This is a genomic window from Jatrophihabitans fulvus, from assembly GCF_054781375.1.
On sequence record NZ_BAAGUN010000001.1, the window covers coordinates 31,032 to 48,611 of the forward strand.

At 72.4% G+C, this 17,580-nt stretch carries 19 protein-coding genes and 1 tRNA gene; 8 read left to right on the forward strand and 12 right to left on the reverse strand.

Annotated features, from left to right (window positions below; all coding sequences use genetic code 11):
- Window positions 1-60 precede the first annotated feature (60 nt).
- Window positions 61-744 (forward strand): FMN-binding negative transcriptional regulator, encoded by a 684-nt coding sequence (locus ACYVP9_RS00185; protein WP_460602663.1) that lies wholly within the window; start codon window positions 61-63, stop codon window positions 742-744.
- A 6-nt stretch (window positions 745-750) separates the two neighbouring features.
- Here the strand turns inward: ACYVP9_RS00185 and ACYVP9_RS00190 are convergent, their stop codons facing one another.
- Window positions 751-1,128 (reverse strand): FmdB family zinc ribbon protein, encoded by a 378-nt coding sequence (locus tag ACYVP9_RS00190; protein ID WP_460602664.1) that lies wholly within the window; start codon window positions 1,126-1,128, stop codon window positions 751-753.
- Window positions 1,129-1,199: 71 nt separating this feature from the next.
- Window positions 1,200-1,781, reverse strand: a complete 582-nt coding sequence (locus ACYVP9_RS00195; RefSeq protein ID WP_460602665.1) for a 5-formyltetrahydrofolate cyclo-ligase — start codon at window positions 1,779-1,781, stop codon at window positions 1,200-1,202.
- A 31-nt stretch (window positions 1,782-1,812) separates the two neighbouring features.
- On the opposite strand from ACYVP9_RS00195, the gene ACYVP9_RS00200 reads away from it, so the two are divergent.
- The 5 genes from ACYVP9_RS00200 to ACYVP9_RS00220 all read left to right on the forward strand — a co-directional run bounded on the left by ACYVP9_RS00200 (window position 1,813) and on the right by ACYVP9_RS00220 (window position 5,641).
- On the forward strand, window positions 1,813-2,709 hold the full coding sequence (locus tag ACYVP9_RS00200; RefSeq protein ID WP_460602666.1) for a UTP--glucose-1-phosphate uridylyltransferase: 897 nt from the start codon (window positions 1,813-1,815) through the stop codon (window positions 2,707-2,709).
- Window positions 2,710-2,731: 22 nt separating this feature from the next.
- The gene (glp, locus tag ACYVP9_RS00205) at window positions 2,732-3,991 is read left to right on the forward strand and encodes a molybdotransferase-like divisome protein Glp (protein ID WP_460602667.1); all 1,260 of its coding nucleotides are present in this window, start codon (window positions 2,732-2,734) and stop codon (window positions 3,989-3,991) included.
- Window positions 3,992-4,043: 52 nt separating this feature from the next.
- Complete coding sequence (locus tag ACYVP9_RS00210; protein WP_460602669.1) at window positions 4,044-4,676, forward strand: GNAT family N-acetyltransferase; 633 nt, start codon at window positions 4,044-4,046, stop codon at window positions 4,674-4,676.
- 156 nt (window positions 4,677-4,832) lie between these two features.
- Complete coding sequence (gene sepX / locus ACYVP9_RS00215) at window positions 4,833-5,516, forward strand: divisome protein SepX/GlpR (protein WP_460602671.1); 684 nt, start codon at window positions 4,833-4,835, stop codon at window positions 5,514-5,516.
- A 48-nt stretch (window positions 5,517-5,564) separates the two neighbouring features.
- Window positions 5,565-5,641 (forward strand) — tRNA-Ala (locus ACYVP9_RS00220).
- A gap of 95 nt (window positions 5,642-5,736) precedes the next feature.
- Here ACYVP9_RS00220 and ACYVP9_RS00225 read toward each other — a convergent pair.
- Genes ACYVP9_RS00225 through ACYVP9_RS00240 form a run of 4 tightly spaced genes read right to left on the reverse strand, consistent with a single transcriptional unit; the run spans window position 5,737 to window position 9,312 of the window.
- Window positions 5,737-6,699 carry a pirin family protein gene (locus tag ACYVP9_RS00225; RefSeq protein ID WP_460602673.1) on the reverse strand — a complete coding sequence of 321 codons (963 nt, stop codon included), beginning with the start codon at window positions 6,697-6,699 and terminating at the stop codon, window positions 5,737-5,739.
- A gap of 18 nt (window positions 6,700-6,717) precedes the next feature.
- Window positions 6,718-7,506 (reverse strand): amino acid ABC transporter ATP-binding protein, encoded by a 789-nt coding sequence (locus ACYVP9_RS00230; RefSeq protein WP_460602675.1) that lies wholly within the window; start codon window positions 7,504-7,506, stop codon window positions 6,718-6,720.
- Window positions 7,503-8,390: an amino acid ABC transporter permease gene (locus ACYVP9_RS00235; RefSeq protein ID WP_460602676.1), complete on the reverse strand. Its 888-nt coding sequence runs from the start codon at window positions 8,388-8,390 to the stop codon at window positions 7,503-7,505. Before ACYVP9_RS00235 ends, ACYVP9_RS00230 begins: the two co-directional genes overlap by 4 nt.
- Before the next feature lie 7 nt (window positions 8,391-8,397).
- Entirely contained in the window at window positions 8,398-9,312 is a 915-nt protein-coding gene (locus tag ACYVP9_RS00240) for an ABC transporter substrate-binding protein (protein WP_460602677.1), read from the reverse strand.
- A gap of 120 nt (window positions 9,313-9,432) precedes the next feature.
- Here ACYVP9_RS00240 and ACYVP9_RS00245 point away from each other — a divergent pair, with 120 nt between their 5' ends.
- Window positions 9,433-10,161, forward strand: coding sequence for a phosphatase PAP2 family protein (locus ACYVP9_RS00245; RefSeq protein ID WP_460602678.1), 729 nt, complete (start codon window positions 9,433-9,435; stop codon window positions 10,159-10,161).
- Here ACYVP9_RS00245 and ACYVP9_RS00250 read toward each other — a convergent pair.
- From ACYVP9_RS00250 to ACYVP9_RS00260, 3 genes are all read right to left on the reverse strand, one after another.
- The gene (locus ACYVP9_RS00250; protein WP_460602679.1) at window positions 10,112-11,638 is read right to left on the reverse strand and encodes an acyl-CoA synthetase family protein; all 1,527 of its coding nucleotides are present in this window, start codon (window positions 11,636-11,638) and stop codon (window positions 10,112-10,114) included. The genes ACYVP9_RS00245 and ACYVP9_RS00250 overlap by 50 nt on opposite strands.
- Before the next feature lie 107 nt (window positions 11,639-11,745).
- Window positions 11,746-12,954 carry a hypothetical protein gene (locus ACYVP9_RS00255; RefSeq protein ID WP_460602680.1) on the reverse strand — a complete coding sequence of 403 codons (1,209 nt, stop codon included), beginning with the start codon at window positions 12,952-12,954 and terminating at the stop codon, window positions 11,746-11,748.
- 70 nt (window positions 12,955-13,024) lie between these two features.
- The gene (locus ACYVP9_RS00260) at window positions 13,025-14,656 is read right to left on the reverse strand and encodes a dolichyl-phosphate-mannose--protein mannosyltransferase (RefSeq protein ID WP_460602681.1); all 1,632 of its coding nucleotides are present in this window, start codon (window positions 14,654-14,656) and stop codon (window positions 13,025-13,027) included.
- Window positions 14,657-14,687: 31 nt separating this feature from the next.
- Between ACYVP9_RS00260 and rsmI the strand changes: the two genes are divergently transcribed.
- Entirely contained in the window at window positions 14,688-15,548 is an 861-nt protein-coding gene (gene rsmI / locus ACYVP9_RS00265) for a 16S rRNA (cytidine(1402)-2'-O)-methyltransferase (protein ID WP_460602682.1), read from the forward strand.
- Window positions 15,549-15,566: 18 nt separating this feature from the next.
- On the opposite strand, the gene ACYVP9_RS00270 is transcribed toward rsmI, so the two are convergent.
- The 3 genes from ACYVP9_RS00270 to ACYVP9_RS00280 are packed head-to-tail and all read right to left on the reverse strand — an operon-like array spanning window position 15,567 to window position 17,544.
- Window positions 15,567-16,199 carry a hypothetical protein gene (locus ACYVP9_RS00270; protein WP_460602683.1) on the reverse strand — a complete coding sequence of 211 codons (633 nt, stop codon included), beginning with the start codon at window positions 16,197-16,199 and terminating at the stop codon, window positions 15,567-15,569.
- On the reverse strand, window positions 16,196-16,951 hold the full coding sequence (locus tag ACYVP9_RS00275) for a DUF2510 domain-containing protein (protein ID WP_460602684.1): 756 nt from the start codon (window positions 16,949-16,951) through the stop codon (window positions 16,196-16,198). The genes ACYVP9_RS00270 and ACYVP9_RS00275 overlap by 4 nt, the downstream gene beginning before the upstream one ends.
- Window positions 16,948-17,544, reverse strand: a complete 597-nt coding sequence (locus tag ACYVP9_RS00280) for a hypothetical protein (RefSeq protein ID WP_460602685.1) — start codon at window positions 17,542-17,544, stop codon at window positions 16,948-16,950. Before ACYVP9_RS00280 ends, ACYVP9_RS00275 begins: the two co-directional genes overlap by 4 nt.
- Window positions 17,545-17,580 lie beyond the last annotated feature (36 nt).

Here is a 17,580-nt window from a genome sequence, read left to right on the forward strand (position 1 = left end):
GGACGACGCTCGGACGATGGGGTGACAAACCACAGGCCGTCCGCCGCTAGCGTGGCCGGTGTGTACACGCCCGCCTTCAACCGCGTCGACGACGAGGACGCGCTGCGCGACTTCGTCCGGCAGGTCGGGTCGGCGTGGCTCGTGACGGCGGACGGCAACGGGCTGCCGCAGGCGACGCTGCTGCCGATCGTGTGGCGCGGCGACACCGTCGTCGCCCACCTCGCCGTTGCCAACGACCACTGGCGGGCGATCGGCGACGGCCGGCCCGCCCTGCTGATCGTCGGCGGGGACGAGACGTACGTGTCGCCGTCGTGGTACGCGAGCAAGGTCGAGCACGGCCGGGTCGTGCCGACGTGGAACTACAGTGCCGTGCAGCTCACCGGCACCGCGCGGGTGCACCGGGACGAGCGCTGGCTGCGGGCGGCCGTGACCGAGCTGACCGAGGCGCACGAGTCGTCCCGCGATCGACCCTGGCAGGTCACCGACGCGCCCGAGGCCTACGTGAGCGGGCAGCTGCGCGGCATCGTCGGCGTCGAGGTCACCGTCACCGGCGTCGAGGGCAAGGCCAAGCTGAGCCAGAACCGCTCGGCCGCCGACCGGCGCGGCGTCATCGAGGGCCTGCGGACCGAACCGGCGCGCGGCGCGGACGGCGTCGCCCGCGCGATGTCCGCCGGAGTGACCGACGGCGCGATGTCCGCCGGAGTGACCGACGGCGCGATGTCCGCCGGAGTGACCGACGGCTGACGCACGTCAGGCCGACGCGGCGGCCTTGCTCGATCCCGAGCCGGACGAGCCCGAGGACCCCGACGACGAGGAGGACGCCGGGGCGGACGTGGAGGTCGAGGACGCCGACGAGGACGTGGAACTCGAGGAGCTCGAGGAGTCGCTCTTCGACTCGCTCTTCTTCGAGTCGCTCGCCGCGACCGTCGACGACGACTTCGCGTCGGAGCGGCTGTCGGTGCGGTAGAAGCCCGAGCCCTTGAAGACCACGCCGACCGAGCCGTAGACCTTGCGCACCGGCTGCCCGCAGACCGGGCACTCGGTGGCGGCGGGGTCGGTGAACGACTGGACCAGTTCGAAACGGTTGCCGCACTCGGGGTTGGTGCAGGCGTACTGGTAGGTGGGCATGTCGAGGGTTCCTCCGCGGGCGCAGGGCCAGGTCCTTGTGACGATCACCTGGCACTCGCAGTCTACGACTGCTAATCGGCGGCGGCGACCCGCAGGTCGCGCCAGCCGGACGGGCGCACCACCGCGTCCACCGGTACGTCCCACGGGTCGGCCGGCAGGGCCGCGACCAGCTCGTCGTCGAACAGCAGCGCCACCCGCGGCGCCTGCCGCCGCGCCCGCCGCAGCGCGCGGTCGTACGAGCCGCCGCCCCGGCCGAGCCGCACCCCGTCGAGCGCCACCGCGGACGCCGGGACCAGCACCGCGTCGGCGTCCGCGATCGCGTCCGGGCCGAGCACGCCGCCGTCCGCCGAGCCCCACGGCGTCCAGTCGAGGTCGCGGTCGGGCAGCGTCACCGGCACGAGCACCCGCACACCGCGTCCGGCCAACGCCGCGAGCAGCTCGACGGAGCCCGGCTCGGTGCGCAGCGGCTCGTACGCGGCCACGCACGACCACCGCAGCCCGTCGTGGCGTGCCAGTACGTGGCGGACGATCGCCACGCGCGCGTCCGCCCGCGAGTCGTCCGTCCTCGCCCGCCGCCGGGCGGCGACCCAGGCCCGCCAGGCCGCCTTGTCCGCCCCGGGGCCGGGCCCCTGGTGCGCGTCGGTCGCGTCCATGCCCCGATTCTGGCCCGGATACCCTCCGGGCATGGCCTCCACCGTGACCAAGGCACTCATCCCCGCCGCGGGTCGCGGCACCCGGTTCCTGCCGTTCACCAAGGCGGTTCCGAAGGAGCTCGCGCCGATCGTCACGACGCCGGCCCTCGAACTCGTCGTCGCCGAGGCGGCGGCCACCGGCATCACCGACGTGCTCGTCGTGACCAGCCCGTTCAAGGGGGCGATCAAGGACTACTTCGGCGCGAACGACGACCTCGAGGCCGCGCTCGAGGCCAAGGGCGACTCCGAGACGCTCGCGACGGTGCGGCGCGGGGCCGGGCTCGCCGCCCTCCACTACACGAACCAGGACGATCCCAAGGGCCTCGGCCACGCGGTCGGCTGCGGCGAGGAGTTCGCCGACGGCGGGCCGATCGCGGTCATGCTGCCCGACGACCTGATCGACGACCGCGACGCGTTGCTGCAGCCGATGCTCGACGCGTACGCCGAGCACGGCGGGGTCGTGCTCGGCCTGCTCGACGTACCCCGCAAGGACATCAGCATGTACGGCAGCGTCGCGCTCACACCCGGCTCGTCGCAGGACGACGACGTCGTCGGCATCGCCGAACTCGTCGAGAAGGCCCCGGCGGACGAGGCCCCCAGCACCCTGGCGATCATCGGACGCTACGTGCTGCCGCCCGAGATCTTCGCCGCGCTGCGCGAGACCCAGCCGGGCGCGAAGGGCGAGATCCAGCTCACCGACGCCATGCAGAAGCTCGCCCACGAGGGCGTGCCGGTGCACGGCGTGGTCTTCCGCGGCCGCCGCTACGACACCGGCAACGGGCTCGACTACATGAAAGCCACAGTCCAGCTCGCGGCCCGGCATCCCGACATCGGGGCCGACTTTCGTGCATGGTTGAGCGATTACCGGCCGGAGGACCCGACCGGCTGATCGCACGACGGGGAGACGCTCGGTGGCAGGTGGCACAACAGGCCCGAAGGCCGGCCGGCCACGGTCGGTCGACGAACACCTGGCCACGGTGCTCGACGGCGTGGGCACGCTCGATCCGATCGAGCTGACCCTGCTCGACGCGCAGGGCCTGCTGCTGGCCGAGAACGTCAGCACCGACTTCCCGCTGCCCAGCTTCGACAACTCCTCGATGGACGGCTACGCCGTGCGGGCCATCGACACCCGGGACGCCAGCGAGTCCGACCCCGTGGTGCTCCAGGTCGTCGGCGACATCGCCGCGGGCGCCAAGTCGCGCTCGGGCATGGGAGCGGGCCTGGCGATGCGCATCATGACCGGCGCGCCCATCCCCGCCGGCGCCGATGCCGTCATCCCGCTCGAGGACACCGACCGCGGGCTGGCCCGGGTCACCATCAGCCGTCCGGTGCACACCGGGGCGTGCGTGCGCCGCACCGGCGAGGACCTCCCCGCGAACGCGCCCGCCCTCGGTGCCGGCGCGGCGCTGGGCCCGCAGCAGCTGGCGCTGCTCGCCGCGATCGGGCGCGACCGGGTCACCGTCCGGCCGCGACCGCGGGTGATCATCCTGTCGACGGGCAGCGAGCTCGTCGAGGTCGGCCGCAAGCCCTCGTTCGGCGAGGTCATCGACTCGAACTCGTACATGATCGCGGCCGCCGCCCGCGACGCCGGCGCCGACGCCCGCCGCATCGGCATCGTCGCCGACGACCACTCGGCGCTGCTGGACGCACTCGAGAACCAGCTGCTGCGCGCCGACATCCTCGTCACCACCGGCGGCGTCAGCATGGGCGCCTACGACGTGGTCAAGGAGGCGCTCGGCGAGCTGGGCACCGTCGAGTTCACCACCGTCGCCATGCAGCCGGGCAAACCGCAGGGCTTCGGCCACCTCGGCGACAAGGTGCCGATCTTCTGCCTGCCCGGCAACCCGGTGAGCAGCCTGGTGTCGTTCGAGGCGTTCGTCCGTCCGGCGATCCGCAAACTGCTCGGCAAGCGCAGCCTGCACCGCGCGACCGTCGAGGCCACGGCGCTCGAGGGGGCGAAGAGCCCGCACGGCGTGAGGCAGTACCGCCGCGGCGTGCTGCACCGCGAGTCCTCGGGCAGTTACAGCGTCTCGTTCATCGGTGGTCCCGGCTCGCACCTGCTGGCCTCGCTCGCGCTGTCCAACTGCCTGGTCGTCATCGACGAGGACGTCACCGACGTGATGGCCGGACAGCAGGTCACCGTCGTGCCGCTGCTGCTGTCCAACCGCTGATCCGGGCGCGAACGCGGGTCAGGACGGGTCGGGGACGGGGCAGGATCGAGGCATGGTCAGGACTCCGGGCTGGCCGGCGCACCCGTCGGTCGGCGCCGTGACGCTCCGCCCGCCGCGGTTGCGCGACGGACGCCCCTGGTCGGAGATCCGGCTGCGCAACGAGCGCTGGCTCGTGCCCTGGGAGCCGTCGTCCCCGCACCCGTGGTCCGAGCGCAACGCCGTCGGCGCCTGGCCCGCCCTGCACTCGTCGCTCAAGCAGGCCGCGCGACGCGGCATGATGCTGCCGTTCATGGTCGAGTACGGCGGACGTCTCGTCGGCCAGGTGAACGTGTCCAACGTCGTGCACGGCGTGCTGCGCTCGTGCACGATCGGCTACTGGATCGACTCGGCGGTCGCCGGGCGCAACATCACCCCGACCGCGGTCGCGCTCGTCATGGACCACTGCTTCGCGCGGGTGGGCATGCACCGCATCGAGATCGACATCCGTCCGGAGAACAAGGCGAGCCTGCGCGTGGTCGAGAAGCTGGGGCTGCGCCGCGAGGGCTACTACGAGCGGTTCCTCGACATCGACGGGGCGTGGCGTGACCACGCCGCGTTCGCGCTGACGATCGAGGAGCTGCGCGGCGCGACCATGCTGTCGCGGCTCGAGCGGCTGCCACCGGTGCCGCAGTGGCGTCCGGCCTGACCCCGGCGCCGGACGTTCTCAACCTCAGGTCGAGGTTTCCCTCGACACGCCGTCGGACGTCCGGCGATGCGCGGCGCGCGATCACTAACTTCAAGGACAGCGTGTTACTGGTGTGACTGAAGTGGTCACACCGGCGCAGGAGAGGGGAGACGTCGCATGCCGTCACCGGCCATGACCGTCGTCATCCTCGTCGTGCTCTGGCTCATCGTGGTCGTACCGATGATCTTCCGCCGCAGCGACGAGAAGCGCCGCGAGCGCACCGTCGCCGACTGGGGACGCGGTATGCGCGCGCTCGGCCGTCGGGCCGACGCCGACGGCCGCGCCGCCGACGTCTTCGTGCCCCGCCGCAGCGAACCCGCCGCACCGCTCGCCGCACCCGCCCGCCGTCCGATCCCCGCCGCCCAGGAGGCGTTGATGTACCCACCCGACCGTGGCGAGTTGTCCGACGCGCGCGTGGCGATGATGGCGCGCCGCCGGCGGTCGCTGACGATCCTCGCGGGCGGCAGCCTCCTGTTCACGGTGCTGGCGATGCTGGTCGGCGGCCTGCTGTGGCTGCTCGCGGTGCCGTTCCTCGCCGGCCTGGCGGGCTACGTCCTGTTCCTGCGCAACCAGGCGCTGCGCGACCGCGACCGCCGCGAGAGCCGGCAGCTGCGCGCGACCGCGCGGCGCGCCACGGGCTACGACGCCACCGAGGACGTCGAGCGCTTCGAGCAGGCTCCGCAGTCGGTCGTGCGCATCGACGACGACGACATCCAGCTGCACAGCATGGACACGATCGATCTCACCGGCCTCTACAACGAGGAGGCCGCCGCGGCCGCGATGCAGCGGCGGGCGAGCTGAGCCCGGCTGCTAAACTCGTCGACGGCTTGCTGCGGCAGGCCCGACACTGGGGCTGTGGCGCAGTCCGGTAGCGCACCTCGTTCGCATCGAGGGGGTCAGGGGTTCAACTCCCCTCAGCTCCACCAGTCGGCAGACGGCCCGAACCACACGGTTCGGGCCGTTCGTCGTACCGGCCCGTCGTCCAGGCCTGTCGGCTAGGCCTGTCGTCTAGGCCTGTCGACTAGGCCTGGTGCCGCGGCCTGATGCGGACGCCGGGCAGGGGAGGAGCGGGCAACCGTGCCGTCCGGCCCTCGTACCCCACGACCTCGCCGAACTGCTGCGACCCCCGCTCCCACGCCTCGCGGAACGCGACGATCTCGTCGTGGTCGCGGCCCACGAAGTTCCACCACATGAGCAGGTCCTCGCCGAACGGTTCGCCGCCGAGCAGCACGACACGGGCCGGCACGGCGGACGGGTTCGCGAGCGGCAGCGTCCGGGAGCCACGCGCGACGTAGCCCAGCACGCCGCGTCCGACGGGCGTGCCGTGCTGCGTCACCTCACCGGTGTCGACCAGCACGCCGTGTTCGAAGGCCGGATCCACCGGCAGGTCGAGAACGGCGCCGGGATCGAGCACCAGCTCGGCCCCCAGCAGGGGCGAGAAGGTCGGTACCGGCGAGCGTTCACCGGCCAGCTCACCCAGGAACACGCGCGCCCTCGCGCCCCCGAGGTCGACGCACGGCGGGGCGTGGTGCTCGAAGCGGCGTGGGCCGTGGCGGTCGGCGTTTGGCAACGCGACCCACAGCTGCACGCCGTGCAGCGGCCCGGGCAGGTCGCGGGAGACCTCGGAGTGGCAGATGCCGGCACCACTGGTCATGAGGTTGAGCTCGCCCGGCCGCACCGTCGCGTGCGTCCCGAGGCTGTCGCGGTGCTCGACCTCGCCGGAGAACAGCCAGCTGACCGTCTGCAGCCCGGTGTGCGGGTGGGGCGGAACGTCCATGCCGGGACCGTCGGTGACCGGCCCGTAGTGGTCGGCGAAGCACCACGCCCCGATCAGCGTGCGCGCACGCGTCGGCAGGGTGCGACGCACCGTGATCGCGCGTGGACCGCCCAACGGCACCTCGCGGGCAGCGACGAGCTCGACCCGTCCCTCGTCGGTGTCGGGGGAGCAGGTGATCTCGCTGGGCGCGACCTCGGTGTTGCTCATCGTTGCCGCGGATCGTAACTACAGCCGACCGGCCTCGATGATCCGGCGCAGGAACTGGCGTGTCCGCGCCTCGGCCGGGTCGCCGAGCACCTGCTCGGGCGGGCCCTGCTCGTGCACCCGTCCGCCGTCGAGGAAGCACACCTGATCGGCGGCCTGCCGCGCGAAACCCATCTCGTGGGTCGCGAGCAGCATGGTCATGCCGTCCTGCTTGAGCTCGGTGATCAGGGCGAGCACCTCGCCGACCAGTTCGGGGTCGAGCGCGCTGGTCACCTCGTCGAAGAGCATCAACCGCGGCCGCGTGACCAGCGACCGCGCGATCGCGACGCGTTGCTGCTGGCCGCCGGACAGATCGTCCGGACGGGCGTTCGCCCGCTCGCGCAGCCCGACGCGGGCGAGCATGTCGAGCGCGCGCGACTCGGCCTCGTCGCGGTCGACCTTGTGCACCCGGCGCAGCGCAAGAGTCACGTTGTCGAGCACGCGCAGGTGCGGGAACAGGTTGAAGGCCTGGAACACGATGCCGATGGAGGTGCGCACCTCGTCGGCGTCGACCCGCGGGTCGGTGATGTCGCGGCCGTCGAGCTCGATGACGCCGTCGTCGACGACCTCGAGCAGGTCGACGCAGCGCAGCAGTGTCGACTTGCCCGACCCGGACGCGCCGATCAGCACGGTGCACGAGTGCTCGGGCACCGTCAGGTCGAGGTCCGACAGCACCACGGACGTCCCGAACGCCTTGCGCACGCCGCGGACGGCGAGGACGGGACGCACGGGAGGCACGGGAGGCACGGGAGGCACGGGAGGCACGGTCATCGGATCGTCGCCCCGGCGGAGGTCCAGCCCTGGCGGCGGGCCAGCCAGTCGGTCAGCCGGGTCAACGGGATCGCCAGCAGGACGAAGATCAGGCCGGCCATGATGTAGTGCACGAACTTGAAGTCGCGTGACACCTGCCCCTGCGCGACGAGCACCATCTCCGACACCGCGAGCGTCGACACCAGCGAGGTGTCCTTCTGCAGGCTGACGAAGTCGTTCAGCAGCGGCGGCAGCACCCGCCGCACCGCCTGCGGCAGCACGACGAACCGCATCGTCTGCGTCGTCGTCAACCCGAGCGACCGCGCCGCCGCGCGCTGCGACGGGTGCACGGACTCGATGCCGGCGCGGAACACCTCGGCGACGTAGGCGGAGTACGTCAGCACCAGCGCGACGATGCACAGCACGAACGGACTGTCGGGGATCTCGGCGATGCGCAGCGACGGCAGGCCGAACCCGACGAGGTACAGCACGATCAGGATCGGCAGCCCGCGGAACAGGTCGACGTAGGCGGTGGCGACGAACCGCAGCGGGAAGAACACCGGCCCCTGCAGCGTCCGCAGGATCGCGATCAGCCCGGCGAACAGCAGCACCGCCACCTCGGCGATGAGCATGATCTGCACGTTGACCCACAGCGCCCGCAGCAGCGCGGGCAGGTCGCGGAAGCCGACCGAGAAGTCGAAGAAGCTGTCACGCAGCAACGGCCAGCCGGTGCTGTTGCGCACCGCGACCACGACGACCGCGAGGACGACCAGGGCGACGGCGGCCCCGATCAGACCCGACCGGCGCGTGCGTCGCCGCCGGTACCGGTCGCGCTCCTGCTGCCGCGGCGACGGTGTCCAGCCGTCCGCGGACGGGGCGCCGCCCTTCGTCATGTCGAGCGCCACGACGGGCTCAGGACAGCTTCGGCGCGCCCGCGCCGGTGAGCCACTTCTTCTCCAGCTCGGCGAGCGTGCCGGCCTTGCGCAGCGCGTCGACGGCGGCCGAGACGCACGTCGTCAGGGCACTGCCCTTCGACAGCACGAAACCGAACTGCTCGGGCTTGCCGGTCGAGGGCAGCTGGCCGACGATCTTCGCGTTGTCGAGCTGGGCGGACGTCACGTAGAACGCGGTCGGCAGGTCGACGACGAGCGCGTCGATGGTCCCGTTCTTCAGTGCCTGGACGGCGAGGTCGTTGCGCGGGTACGGCGCCGGCGACGGGCCGGGCTTGATCTGGCCGGTGATCGCGTCGTAGCTCGTCGTGTTGCGCTGGGCGCCGATCTTGGCGCCCTCGAGCTGCGCCACCGACGTGGCGTTCGCGTACTTCGAGTTCTTCAGCGTGACGACCGCCTGCGTCACGTCGTAGTACGGCGAGGAGAAGTCGACGGCCTTCGCCCGCTGCGCGGTGATCGAGAACTGGTTGGCGTCGAAGTCCCACCGCTTCGGCGTCGGGGCGATGACGCTGTCGAACGGCGCGACCGTCCAGCTGACGGCGTCGCGCTGGTAGCCGAGCTTCGCGGCCACCGCGTAGGAGACGGCCGACTCGAAGCCCTTGCCGTTGGACGGCTTGTCGTCCTGGAACCACGGCGAGTATGCGGGCGAGTCGGTGGCGACGGTCAGCTTCCCGGACGCGTAGGTCTTCAGCGACTGCGCGTCGCAGCCGGACGGCAGGCCGTTCGCGGCGGTGGTCCCTGCCGGGGCGGCACCCGATCCGGTCCCGGACCCGGACGGCCCGCCCCCCGATCCGTCCGACTCGGCCGAGCAGGCCGCGGTGGCCAGCAGCGCCGCGGTGCCCGCCGCGACGGCGGCCATTGTCAGTACCCGGCGCATGGCGCCCCCTGTCCTCGTGCCTGTACGGATATCCGTGCCTGTAGGGAAACCGGACAACCGGCTGTGAGCTGCCCACTGTAGGTGAGCCCTCACCCAGTTGCGCCTGGGATCATCGTCCGCGTGACCCTGACCGCGCGCCCGGCCGTCCGGGTCCCGCTCGTCGGACGGCCGCGGGCCGCCGTCGCGGGGGTCGCCGCGGGAGTGGTGGCGTTCGTGGCGATGGCCGTCTGGGTGCACGACACGTACCGTCCGAACGCGGTCGACCGTCCGGTCGCCGACTGGCTGTGGCGCCACTTCGGCGACCCGCAGCACCCCGGGCCGGTGTCGACGTTCCTGCGCTGGCTCAGCGAGCCCGTCCTCACGGTGACGACCATCCTGGTCGTGGGCGTCGTCGCGCTCGTGCTGCGGGCGTGGCCGGTGGTGGCCCTGGTCGCGGTCGGTCCCGCGCTCGGACTCGTGCTCGAGTCGTACGTGCTCAAACCGTTGATCGGCCGCCAGTTCGGCATCGTCGAGCAATTGAGCGACGGGGCCGTGAAGGCCGGCTGGGCCTTCCCCAGCGGCCACCAGACCGGCATCACGTCGTTGCTCGCGCTGCTGGTGCTGCTCGTGCTGCGTACCTCGGCCCCGCGGGCCGTCGCGGTCGGCGCCGTGGCGATTGCGTCCGTGTGGGCGGCCCTCGCCGCCCTCGGGCTGGTCGGCGCCGGCTACCACTACTTCACCGACACGTGGGGCGGCGTGATCCTCGGTGTGCTGGTGATCGTCGTGCCCGCGCTGGTGATCGACGCGGTGACGCAGCGGGTCAGTTCACCTGGCGATCGCGTCCGGCCCAGAACTCCTGGCGCAGCTTGAACTTCTGCAGCTTGCCCGTGGCCGTGCGCGGCAACTCGTCGACGAAGTCGATGCGCTTGGGGCACTTGTAGCCGGCGAGGTCCTTGCGGCAGTGGGCGATGAGCTCCTCGGACGTCACCTCGGCGCCGTCGGTGACCACCAGTCCGGTAACCAGCTCACCCCACTTCTCGTCGGGGATCCCGATGACCGCGACCTCCTTGACGTGTTCGTGCGACATCAGGACGTCCTCGACCTCGATCGACGACACGTTCTCGCCGCCGCTGATGATGACGTCCTTCTTGCGGTCGGAGATCGTGAGGTAGCCGTCCTCCAGGTAGCCGCCGTCGCCGGTGTGGAACCAGTTGCCCTCCTGGACCTTCGCGGTCTCCTCGGGCTGTTCCCAGTAGGCGTCCAGGTTGTGGTTCGACTGCGTGAGCACCTCGCCCGCGGGGTCGATCGTCACGCGGACGCCGAGGGCGGGCGCACCCGCGCGACCCAGGTTCTTCGCCCGCTCGTGCGTGTCGAGGCCGTCCCACTCCTCACGCTGGCGGTTGATGGTGACGAGCGGCGAGGTCTCGGTGAGGCCGTAGATCTGGATGAACTCCCAGCCCAGCTCGTCGAGCACGCGCTCGATGGTGCGCGTGGGCGGCGGTGCGCCGGCGGCGATGATGCGGACGCGGTCGCGGCCGGGGATCTCGCCCTGCCAGCCGGGGGCGGCGTCGAGGGCGGCGGCGATGACCGCGGGCGCCGCGCACATGACGGTGACCCCGTGCCGCTCGACGCGGCGCAGGATCTCGGTGCCGTCGACCTTGCGCAGGATGACGTGCCGCGCGCCGACGCCGGTCATCGCGAACGGCATGCCCCACCCGTTGGCGTGGAACTGCGGCAGCGTGTGCAGGTACACGTCGCGGTCGCTGATCGTCGTGTGCAGCCCGAAGACGGTGGCGTTGAGCCAGTTGTTGCGGTGCGTCAGCTGCACGCCCTTCGGACGGGCGGTCGTGCCGGACGTGTAGTTGATCGTTGCGGTCGCGCCCTCGTCGGGTTCGTCCCACGGCCTCGGCTCGGTGTCGTGCAGGTAGAGGTCGTCGTCCTCGCCGAGGACGAACTTGTGGGTCACGTCCAGCGACTCGAGGACGTCCTTGTGCGCGGGATCGGCGTAGACGACGTCGGCGCCGCTGTGGCCGACGATGTAGCGGATCTCGGAGTGGCTGAGCCGGAAGTTGATCGGGACGAGCACCCGCCCGTACCCGGAGACGCCGTAGAAGGAGGTCAGCAGCCGGGCCGAGTTCTCGGACACGAACGCCACCCGTCCGCCCGTCGGCACGCCGAGGCTGTCGAGCTTGGCCGCCTGGGCCTTCGCGAGGGCGTCCATCTGCCGGTAGGTGACCTCACCGAGCGACGGCGCCGGCTGGTCGGGCTCGTCGACGATCGCGACCCGGTCGGGATAGACGGTGACGGCGCGGTCGAGGAAGTCTCGGACGGTGAGCGGGTAGAACACGCGGGCCTCCGGTGGTCTCGGACGGTAGGTCGATCACACCAAAAGCGGCGCGCCCGCGGAACCCACCGGACGGGTGGGCTCCACGGGCGCGGGAAGGTGCGTTTCGGTCAGGCGGCGACCTTGCGGGCAGCCTTGCGGGCCTGCTTGGTCTTCTGCTCGAGCGTCTTGCGCGCCTCGCGGCGAGCCTTGCGGGTGCGCTTCTCGGCCTTGGCGGTCAGGTCTGCCGCCGCCCCGCGGGCGGCCTTGGCCTTCTCGGCCACGATCGGCGCGTAGTCGTCGTAGAGGTCCGCGGCCGTCGACCGGGCCTGCTTGGCGGCGGTGCCGGCCTTGTCGGCGACGACCGGGGCGTACTCGCCGTAGAGGTCGCTCGCGGTCTGGCGGGCGGTCTTGGTGCGCTCGGCGACGACGGGGCCGTACTCGTCGACGAGGTCGGCGGCACGCTTGCCCACGGCCTCACGGGCCGCGGCGGTGCGGGCGGCGACGACGGGGCCGTACTCGTCGACCAGGTCGGACGCGGCGTTGCGGGCGTCCTTGGCGGTGGCCGACACCTTCGAGGCCACGACCGGGGCGTACTGGTCGTAGAGCTCGCCGGTCTTCTTGCGGGCGTCGGCCGCCTTCGAGGCGACGACCGGGGCGAGTTCGTCACGGGCGCCGGCGATGCGCTTCGACGCGGTGTCGGCCGCGCTCTTCGCGATCTGCTTCGCGTCGGACTTGCCGGCCTTCTTGGCGGCCTTCTTCTGTGCCTTCTTCAGCTTCTTGCCGGCCTTCTTGCCGAACTCGGCCTGGGAGGCGAGCGCGGCGGCCCCGACCTTCTTGGCGTGCTTGCGGGCCTTGCGCCGCTGCCGCCGGCTGAGCTTCTCGTGCACGGTGGCGACGGCGGCGACCTTCTTGTCGTGTGCCGGCGAGAGCAGGCCGTCGGCCATGAGCCCGACACCGATGCCCGCCATCCACACGTCCTTGGCGATCGGCACACCCTGCGGGGTCGGCCGCGGGTCGCCGGGCTCGTGCAGGCCGGGGGTGTTCCAGTACATGTTCAGCATCGCGCCGGAGAACCCGGCCAGCGCCGCGCCCGCGACGACCGGCGAGACCACCGGCAGCAACACGGCACCGCCGATCGCGATCTCACCGACGGCGAGGCCCTTGACGAACAGCTTCGGATCGAGCTTGCCGAGGAACCCGTACGTGCCCGACGCCATGCCGTGCAGCTGCTTCGCCGTGTCCTCGTCCGCGCTGAGCTTGGTGATGCCGGAATTGAGCACGAACGCGCCGGTGACGGCACGCAAAGGGGCGCGGCGCACCTTGGCGGCAAAGCTCATGAAGGGTTCCTCCTGCGGATCGGTCGTGCGGGCACGACGGGGTGACGGTGGGAAACCGCCGTTTCCGACCTCATACCCACGAGGGCAGCCACATATGCGCGTGCCACAGGTCGTAGGTCATCAAACCGCCTGTGAACAGCGGCCACATCCAGGCGAAGTCGGCGATCACCAGTGCCAGCCACGCCGTGGCGCCGGCGATGCCCCAGGTGCGCCGGCGGCGGGCCGCGACCAGCCGCCCGGGCGGCGCCGCCCCGGCGTCGGGCAGCCCCGGGCCCACCATGACCCCCACTGCGAGGGTGAGCCCGAGCACGAGGAACGGCACGAGCGGCGCCATGTAGAACAGGAACATCGTCCGGTCGAGGTTGCCGAACCAGACGAGCCAGCCGGCCGCGAAGGCGACCCACACGACCGACGCGCGCCAGTCGCGGGTGGTGAACCAGTACCAGCCGAGCCACACGAGCATCAGCGGGATGGCCCACCACATGAGCGGCGTTCCGATCAGCAGCGTCGCCCGCGAGCAGGCGCTCGCGCCGCAGGTGGTATCGCTGCCGTCGTAGTAGAAGCTCACCGGACGGCCGAGCACCAACCAGCTCCACGGCTTCGAGCCGTAGGCGTGGGGTGAGACGAGGCCTTCGTGGAAGCGGTAGGCGTTCAGGTGGTAGTCGCCGAGCGAACGGATCGGGCCCGGCAGCCAGCCCCAGTCGTAGGGGACGAGGCCGAAGAACTTCGCGGACGTCCCGTGCGAGTCCGCCCAGTGCCGGTTCCACGAGTTCTCACCGGTGAACCAGCCCAGCCAGGTGAGCAGGTACGCCGCGACCGGGGCGACGACGAGCGAGCCGACCGCGCCCGGCAGCGAGCGGTGAGCCCAGGCGGCACCGGGAAAGCGCACGCCGGCGGACTTGTAGGCGCCGCGGTCCCAGGCCAGCGACAGCAGCACGAACAGCCCGAAGAACGACAGGCCCGACCACTTGATCGCGCAGGCGAGCCCGAGCATGACGCCGCCGAGCAGCCGCCACGGCCGCGGGCCGAGCGAGGGCACGCCGCGGGTGAGGTCGACGCCGTCGGCGATCAGATCGGCCAGCCGGCCGCGCATGTGGTCGCGGTCGACGACGAGGGCGGCGAACCCGGCGAGCACGAAGAACTGCAGGAAGATGTCCAGGATCGCGGTGCGGCCGAGTACCAGCGACATGCCCTCGAGGGCCATGAGCACGCCCGCGACCGCCCCGAACAGGGTGGAGCGGAACATCCGCCGCGCCAGGCGCGCCACGATGATCACGCCCAGCGTGCCGAAGAGCGCCGGGGCGATGCGCCAGCCCAGCGAGTTGGTGAGGTTCTGGGTGGAGTCCCGTCCGCCCACCAACCACTCGGACGCGGCGATCAGCCACTTCCCCAGCGGCGGGTGGACGATGAACATGTAGCCGCGGTTGTCCTCGTAGCCGTACCGCAGCATCTCCTGCGCCTCGACGGCGTAGTAGACCTCGTCGAACTGCATCCCGCCCTTGGGGACGCTGTTGACGCCGGGGGGCGAACCGAGTGCCCAGAAGCGGGTGAATCCCGCGAGCAGGGCGACGAACGCGGTCATCACCCAGCCGGACAGCGCGTTGGCCTCGCGCCAGCGGGCGAGCTGCGACGGGACCTCGGGCTCCCGTGACGCCGCCGGTGGCTCGGCGGGCTCGGCAGGTGCCTCGAGCGTCGCCGTCACGGGCTCGATAGTAGGGGGCTACGGTGCCGGGATGGACGACGCGGGCCGGGTGATCGGCCGGGTCGTGCTCGCGGCGACACCGCTCGGCCGGCCCGAGGACGCGTCCGCCCGGCTTCGCGACGCGATCGCGTCCGTCGCGATCATCGCCGCGGAGGACACCCGCCGCCTCCACCGGCTGTGCCGCGACCTCGACGTCACCCCCGCGGGGCGCATCGTCTCCTTCTACGACGCGAACGAGGCCGGACGGGTGCCGCAGCTGCTCGACGCGCTGCGCGACGGCCAGGACGTCCTCGTCGTGACCGACGCCGGCATGCCGTCCGTCTCCGATCCCGGCTACCGCCTGGTCGCCGCGGCGGTCGAGGCCGGCGTGGACGTCACCTGCCTGCCGGGCCCGTCCGCCGTCACGACCGCGCTCGCGGTGTCGGGCCTGCCCGTCGACCGGTTCTGCTTCGAGGGCTTCCTGCCGCGCCGGCCGGGGGAGCGGCAGCGCACGCTCGCCGGGCTCGCGGACGAGCGGCGGACGCTCGTGTTCTTCGAGTCACCGCGGCGGCTCGCCGTCTCGCTGGCCGAACTCGCGGCCGCGTTCGGGGCCGACCGTCCGGCCGCGGTGTGCCGGGAACTGACCAAGACGCACGAGGAGGTGCGGCGCGGCCCGCTCGCGGAACTGCGCGAATGGGCGGACGGGCACGAGGTGCGCGGCGAGATCACCCTCGTGGTCGCGGGGGCACCCGAGGCCGCCGGCGACGCCGCGCCCGCGGACATGGTGGCGGCGGTCGCGGCCCGCGAGCGGGCGGGCACCTCCCGCAAGGAGGCGATCGCCGAGGTCGCCCGCGACCTCGGGCTGCGCAAGCGCGACGTCTACGCCGCCGTCGTCGCGGCGAAGGACGGGTGAGGGGCGCCGGCCGGCGCGTCATCCGCTCGACTCGGGAACGGTGAGATCGATGACGATCTCACCGGCCGGCGTCGGGCGCTTCCAGAACAGCGACTGTCCGCTCGTGACCGACAGATTCCCCAGTTGTGTGCGGGTGCCGGCCCTCTCGATGGAGTAGAGCCACTGCGCGAAGCGCGGGTTCGTGACGGAGAGCCCGCTGCGGAAGCAGACGACGCCCAGCGTCGGCAGCGTCGCTGCGTAGAACCTGTCCACGGATGTGAGCGTCCCGGGCGCGGTCCAGGTGAGGCCGCGCGAGCCGCTCAGCGTGCCCGGACCGTCCACCCGCTTCACCGCGCCGTTCGGCAGCGGGAATCGGGCCACGAGCGCGCTGCCGCTGTTGACCGCACCCAGGACCTCGGGGACGTCCCGCCCGTCGCACCGCCCGCTGCCGCCGCTGCCTCTGCCGCTGCTGCCGCTGCCGTCGCCGGCCGCACCTCCTGCGCCCGGCAGCGCGGTGCCGCCGGGGACGGGCGCCCCGTTCGGCGTGGCGGCGGGCGAGCCCGTGTCGTCCGCCGTGCCCGCCACGATCAGCGCGATCACCAAGGCGACGACGCCGATCGCCGCGGACACGAGGCGCGCGGAGTCGCGGCGTGGCGCGGACGGGTGACTCACCGCGGCACACCGGTGAACGGCGGGGCGCCGAAGCCGGGCGGCACCGGCAGCTGCTTCGCCCGCACCCCGATCACGAACCCGACGATGCACACGAAGTAGCCGACAGCGCCGAGATAGGCCCCGAACTCGAGATCGGAGAACCGGCTGGTCGTCACCGTGTGCAGCACGGCGGCCAGCCCGGCCAGCAGGGACCCGATGACGCGCTGCGCGCTCGCCGAGGTGCTCGGCACGGGGACGCCCGCCGCGAGCACCGCGATCAGCACGAGGACGAGCAGGACGAAGCCCGCCCAGGCGCCGTAGTAGTAGGCGATCGTGTCGCCGGCGTCCGCGCCGTCGGGCAGGTCGCGGTCGCGCAGCCCGGAGCTGAGGTCGAGGAACGATCCCCTGTCGACGTCGACCCACTTCAGGCCGAGCAGGCTGAGCGCGGCGCACACGACGCCGACCAGCCCGACGACCAGGCCGGGACCGGGCCCGAACCGGGGCGGCGGCCCGAACGGCGCGATCGGTGCCCCGCCGGGTGGCGGGCCGTACCCGTACGCCGGCGGAGGACCCGCCCACGCCTGCGCGGGAGGCGGTGTCGGCTGTGCCCTGACGCCGGCGGACGGCGGCGGGTACGGCGTGCCGCGGTCGGGCAGGGCGTCCGTGGTGGCGGTGCCGTTCGCGCCCACGACGTGCTCGGACCACGCGCTCCCGTCGTACCAGCGCCTGCCGAAGCGTCCGCTGGGGTCGTCGAACCACCCTGCATCGCTCATACGAACCACTCGATCCTGATCGACCCGCGGGGGATATAGGGCGCGTCGGTCGACGACGCCTCGCTGATCCGCAGGAGGACGGTCGTCTGGCCGCCCTCGCGCGGGACGAGATAGCCGCTGTACGCGTTGACGCGCCCGTTCGTGGATCCGCCCACCGTGGCCGGCCACGTGTAGCCGAGCCGCGCAACCGCCGAGATCAGGTAGGCACGCACGCTGCCCAGCGACTGCGTGGAGCGGTAGTAGACGTTGCCCGTCGAGAAGCCGGGGGCGTTCGCGGGCACCACGACGCGCCGGGCACCGGGTGGCACCGGCAGGTGCTGCCCGATGTAGCGCCGGGTCGCGACCACGTCCGAGGCAGGGGGACGGGACGTCACGGCGGTCCCGGCCCCGGCCGCGCCGGGGACGCCTTGGACACCGGGGGCGCCACCGGCCGGGCCGCCCGGGCCGCCCGCACCGACCGGGCCGCCCGCCGACCCGCTGTCGTCGGCGGTCAGGGCGACCACCAGCGAGATCACGAGCGCGAGGGCGCCGACGAGGGCGCACACGAGCGGGGTCGTCGCGGCGCGCGGGCGTACTGCGGCCGGGTGCGTCATCGTGTCCCTCCCACGTGATGTGCCTGACTGGTGATC